Origin of the sequence: Corallococcus sp. 4LFB (genome assembly GCF_046520365.1) — a bacterium.
Lineage (GTDB): Bacteria > Myxococcota > Myxococcia > Myxococcales > Myxococcaceae > Corallococcus > Corallococcus caeni.
Genome location: NZ_JBKGHJ010000555.1, coordinates 1 through 5,054 on the forward strand (window position 1 = coordinate 1; position 5,054 = coordinate 5,054).

Genomic DNA, 5,054 nt, shown 5'->3' on the forward strand with positions numbered 1-5,054 from the left:
CCGCGAGCTGTACGCACGGCCTCCGCGCTCTCCCCGAAGGACGCCGGGCTCGCGCGAGTGGCCCGGGAGCTGACGGCGGCGACCCCCGCAGGCATCGCGGTGCCACCGCCCCCCAGCGTCACGCCTCTCCCCTGACCCCGGACAGCCCTGCTGGCCAACGCAGGCTTCAAGACCTGTCCGACAGTCGGACCGGTTCGTGAGGTGGGCCCCTGACGGGGAATCCCCTCGGGGTCCTCGCCTGAGGCCTGTGTGCACGAACCGCCCGTGCGGGTTGAAGGAATCCGGACACCCGGCCCTCGCCCGGGGATGACGGACGCGCGCAGGGCGCTACGGTGCCGCCCATGGCCGAGTGCCCCGTGGGCGGTCCCGCCTCCCCCTCCCCTCCTCCCGAGCCGCCCTCCGAGGTCGCGCGCACCGTGGCGCTGGAGCCCGCGGATCCGCTCTCCGTGCTCAACCAGGCCTTCCGCGACGCGTACGCCGCGCGCCGTGAGGCGGTGCTGTCCCGCATGGGCCCCGTCATCGCGCAGATCGACGACGTGCTCATCCTGCGCAAGGGCGGCCAGCGCTTCGAGGCCCCCGCGCGCACGCGCCGCTACCACGAATACAAGGCCGTCACGCACGTCCCCCTCGCGCTCCACGTCCTGCTCGCCAGCCAGCAGGACGCGCTCGACGACGACACCCGCACGCGCCTCACCACGCTGCGCGGCCTCATCACCGCGTCGGCCACGAGCCTGGACACCCGCGGCCTCCCGGCCGAAGCGTTGGCGCGGCAGCACCGGATGCTCGGCGCGTCGCTCGCGCTCGTGGACTCCGTGCTGGCCGCGAACCGCGTGACGCGGGACCAGCTCTCCACGTTCATCCACGCCCAGGTGCCGGACCTCCTGAAGAACGCGGAGGACTCGGCGAGGGATCAAATCGACACGATGCACGCGTCGGTGGAGGCCTGGAAGCGCCAGATGACCGCCGAGGAGCGCGGCCAGCTTCGCGCGGTGGTGGCCGCCTCGCACATGTCGAGGCCCGGCAACGTGGCGGCGCAGTACTTCTCCATCACCCTGGGCGACACCTGGGAGGGGCGCTTCCACGAGGAGGATTCGCAGCCCGGCAAGCGCGTCCTCTCCTCGGAGGCGACGTTCGACGAGCCCGCGGCGTTCTCGCTGCTCGCCACGCACGTGCTGGACGCGCGCACGTCGCGCGGCATCTTCGGCGAGGAGACGCGCATGGCCCGGGACCTGCTCGCGGACGCGGCCGAGCGCATCCTCGCGGACATGTTCCACACGTCGCCCCAGCCGCCCGGCACGAGCACGCCGTAGCGGCTCAGGGCCGCGTGAGCGGCAGCGCCACCTCGAACGTCGCGCCCTCGCCCAGGCGGCTGTCCACGGACACGCTGCCGCCCTCGGCCTCCACGATGGTGCGGGTGAGGTAGAGCCCCAGCCCCAGGCCCCCGTAGTGGCGCTCGGACACCGCGCGGCCGTAGCGCTCGAAGAGGCGGGGCCGCTGCTCTTTCGAGATGCCGATGCCGCCGTCGCGCACCGTGATGCGGACCCTGGCCCCATCCACCACGAGCCCCACGGACACCGGCGTGCCCGCGCCGTACTTGAGGGCGTTGTCCAGCAGGTGATCCAACACCTGCGCCAGCCGCGCCCGGTCGAAGCTGCCGTGCACCGGCTCCCGGGCCTCCACGTGGAAGTCGCAGTGCTCCAGGGCGAACCGGGGCGCGAACCGCGCGGCCGCCTCGCGCACCACCTCCGCGACGTCCACGTCCTCGCGCTGAAGGCGGAAGGTGCCGGCGCTGATGCGCGACACGTCCAGCAGGTCGTTCATCAGCTCCGTGAGCCGGCGGACCTGGCGGTGCCCCGTCTCCACGTGCGCCTCGATGACGGGCGCGAGCGGCGAGTCCGGGTGCGCCTTCACCGCGCGCGAGAGCGCCTGGAGCTTCAGGCTCAGCGGCGTCAGCGGCGTCTTCAACTCATGGCTCGCGACGGACAGGAACTCGTCGCGCAGGCGGATGGCGTCGCGCGCGCCCTGGAGCAGCCGCGCGTTGTCCACCGCGAGCGCGGCCAGGTTCGCCAGCTCCTGGGCGAACTGGAGGTCCTCGTCGCCATAGCGGCGCCCGGAGGTGGTGACCAGGAAGGTCAGCGCTCCCAGGATGTGGCCCCGGGCCAGCAGCGGCACCGTGAGCAGCGACCGGATGCCCACCGTGCGCATGGCCGCCAGATGGTTCACGTCCTGCGCCACGGCCTGCATCAGCGCGTCGGTGACCTCCGGCACGAGGGTGGACCGGCCGGTGGCCAGCGCCACCGCGGGAGGATAGACGGGCCGCTCCCGGGGCACCGGCGGCAGCCGTTGCACGTCCGCCGCGAGCGAAGCCAGCGCCGGATCCTCCGTCACCACCTGGACGCGCTCGAAGTGCCCGTCCGGATGCAGCACGTCGACGATGCACCAGTCCGCGAGCTTCCCCACCGACAGGTTCGCCAGCGACGCGAGCGTGGCGCCAGCGTCCATCGACGACGAGAACAGCTCGCTGGCCCGCGCCAGGAACGCGGCGCGCTCCTCGCCCAGGGCCTGCGCCTGGATGTCGATGCAGGTGCCCACCCACTCGCGCACGGCGCCATCCGGCCCCAGCACCGGCATGCTCCGGGCGAGCACCCACACGTAGACGCCGTCCGCGCGGCGCAGCCGGTAGCGCGTGGAGAACAGCTGCTTCGCGGCCTTGGCCTGCTCCCACGCCGCCAGCACCCGCCCCCGGTCATCCGGATGCAGGGCCTGGAGCCAGCCCCGGTTGCGCAGCTGCTCCGTGGGCTGCCCGGTGAAGGCCGTCCACGAGGGCGAGATGGGCGACCGCGCGTCGTCCATGCGGTCCGTCCAGGTCACGGTCGCCGCGGTCTCGAGCAGCCGGCGGAGCCGGTCGGCCTCCTGGCGCAGCAGCGCCACCTCCTCGCGCAACGCCGCCTCCGCGCTGGTGGCGGGAGAGGAGGGAGCGTCTGGCTTGACGAGGGGGGGCGTCATCGGCGGGCCTCAGTACACGTTGTACTTGGCCCGCAGTGCTTCGTGTTCCTGCGCGTTGCGGGACGGGTGCAGGACCTTCTGCGCGTCGTGCAGGTAGTACCAGAAGTCGCTCTTCACCGGCCGCAGCGCGGCGAGCAGCGAGTCCACCGTGGGCGCGCCAATGGGGCCCGGCGGCAGGCCCGCGCGGGTGCGCGAGTTCCATGGATCCGAGTTGTCCCGCAGCCGCTTGAGGAACGCCTTGCGGTCATTCCACTCCGCGAGCTCGTAGCGGCTCGTCGCGTCCACGCCCAGGGGGAAGCCCTTGTCCACGCGCTTCCAGAGGATGCCCGCCACGAGCGCGCGCTGGGACGGCACCGGCTCCTCGCGCTCCAGCATGGAGGCCATCACGACGATGTCGTGCAGCGACCGGCCGCTCCTGGCGATCTCCTCCCGGTGCGCGTCGTAGAAGCGGGCGCGGAAGGTGTCGATCTGCCGCTGGATGAACGCCTCCACCTTGAACTTCTCCGCGACGATGCCGTACGTCTCCGGGTACAGGTAGCCCTCCAGGCTGCGCGTGGGCAGCGGGAACGGCGCGACGAAGCGGTCCGGGCGGCTGGCCGCGGCGATGTACTCGCCCGGCTTGATGAGGCCCTGGGCGGCGAGCACCTCGTCGGTGTCGCGCAGGCGCCAGCCTTCAATCATGGCGAAGGGCACGTCCTCCGGCAGCGGCGGGCCTTCCAGCGCGGTGGCCAGCTCCGCCACGGACGCGGTGGGGCTCAGCATGAAGCGGCCGGCCTTCACGTTGAGGCTGCCCCGGCGCCACAGGTGGAAGCGCCACACGGTGGGATCGTCCAGGAAGCCCTGGGCCTGGAGCTGCTGGCCCAGCGAGCGCGCGGACGCGCCCTTCTTCACGATGAACTCCTTGGGCGCCGGGTCCGCCGCGGCGTGCGGCGCGGTGGTGGCGTTCTGGAAGTGCATGAACGCTCCGCCCACCCCCGCGACCGCCAGGACGATGAGCACGAGGAGCGCGACCAGGATCTTCTTCATGGAGCGGCAACCTATCAAAGGCCCTGCCGCTTCCAACGAGAACCACCTGCCGCGCGGCCGGGCAGGCGAACGCAAGCGCCCCCTTCTCAACACCCACCGATGAGGGGACCCCTTCCTCCGGACGTCGTCTAGGATGGCGGCCTTGTTCGTCGATCCCCGCCGGCTCGAAACCTTCCGTGTCGTCGCGACGACTGGGCAGATCTCCGCGGCCTCACGCCTGCTCCACCTGTCGCAGCCCGCCGTGACGGCGCAGGTCCGCCAGCTGGAAGCGGACTGCGGCCAGCCGCTCCTCGTGCGCACCGCCAGGGGCGTGCGGTTGAACGCGGCGGGGCGGGTGCTCCTCGATTACGCCCAGCGCATCCACGGCCTGCTGGACGAGGCGGCGCTCGCCATCGCGGCGGAGGAGACGCTCAAGGGCGAGCTGGCGCTGGCGGCCAGCACCACCATCGCCGGCGCCATCGTGCCCGGCCTCCTGGCGTCGTTCCTGCGCACCCACCGGGGGCTCCAGGTCCGTCTGGAAGTGGGCAATACGCGCGAGGTGCTGGCGTGGCTCGCGGAGGGCCGGGTGCCGCTCGGGCTGGTGGAGGGGCACGCGCGGGCGCCGCGCATCCGGCTGGAGCGCTACCTGGACGACGAACTGGTGCCGGTCGTCGCGTCGCAGGGGCCGCCGGAGTGGCTGCGCATCCGCACGCTCGACGCCCTGAAGGGAGTGCCGCTGCTCTGGAGGGAGCAGGGCTCCGGCACCCGCGCGGTGCTGGACCGGGCCCTGCGCAAGGCGGGCGTGCGCAAGGGCCCCCAGCCGGGAGACCTCCAGTTGGGGAGCACCGAGGCCATCAAGAGGGCCCTGGCGCTGGGCCTGGGCGTGGCGCTGCTGTCGCGCTGGAGCATCCACGGCGAGCTGTCCCTGGGGCGCTTCCAGGTGCTGCCCGTGCCGGGGCTGCGCATCGCGCGCGCGTTCTCCTGGGCCCTGCCCGTGGACGAACCGTCGGGCGTCGCGGGCCGCTTCCTGCGCCACGCGCGCG

Annotated in this window: 4 protein-coding genes; 2 read left to right on the forward strand and 2 right to left on the reverse strand. The window is 73.0% G+C overall.

Translation table 11 applies throughout. From position 1 onward, the window contains the following. The first annotated feature begins 341 nt into the window (after positions 1-341). On the forward strand, positions 342-1,310 hold the full coding sequence (locus tag ACLEQD_RS36670) for a hypothetical protein (protein WP_410390538.1): 969 nt from the start codon (positions 342-344) through the stop codon (positions 1,308-1,310). A gap of 4 nt (positions 1,311-1,314) precedes the next feature. Here ACLEQD_RS36670 and ACLEQD_RS36675 read toward each other — a convergent pair whose 3' ends face one another. Together ACLEQD_RS36675 and mltG are read right to left on the reverse strand one after the other, a co-directional pair. Continuing rightward, a complete protein-coding gene (locus ACLEQD_RS36675) occupies positions 1,315-3,006 on the reverse strand; it encodes an ATP-binding protein (protein WP_410390539.1) in 1,692 nt (563 codons plus the stop codon). Positions 3,007-3,015: 9 nt separating this feature from the next. Continuing rightward, positions 3,016-4,032 (reverse strand): endolytic transglycosylase MltG, encoded by a 1,017-nt coding sequence (gene mltG, locus ACLEQD_RS36680; RefSeq protein ID WP_410390540.1) that lies wholly within the window; start codon positions 4,030-4,032, stop codon positions 3,016-3,018. A gap of 133 nt (positions 4,033-4,165) precedes the next feature. On the opposite strand from mltG, the gene ACLEQD_RS36685 reads away from it, so the two are divergent. Further along, a partial coding sequence (locus ACLEQD_RS36685; protein ID WP_410390541.1) for a LysR family transcriptional regulator occupies positions 4,166-5,054 on the forward strand: 889 nt, incomplete at its 3' end.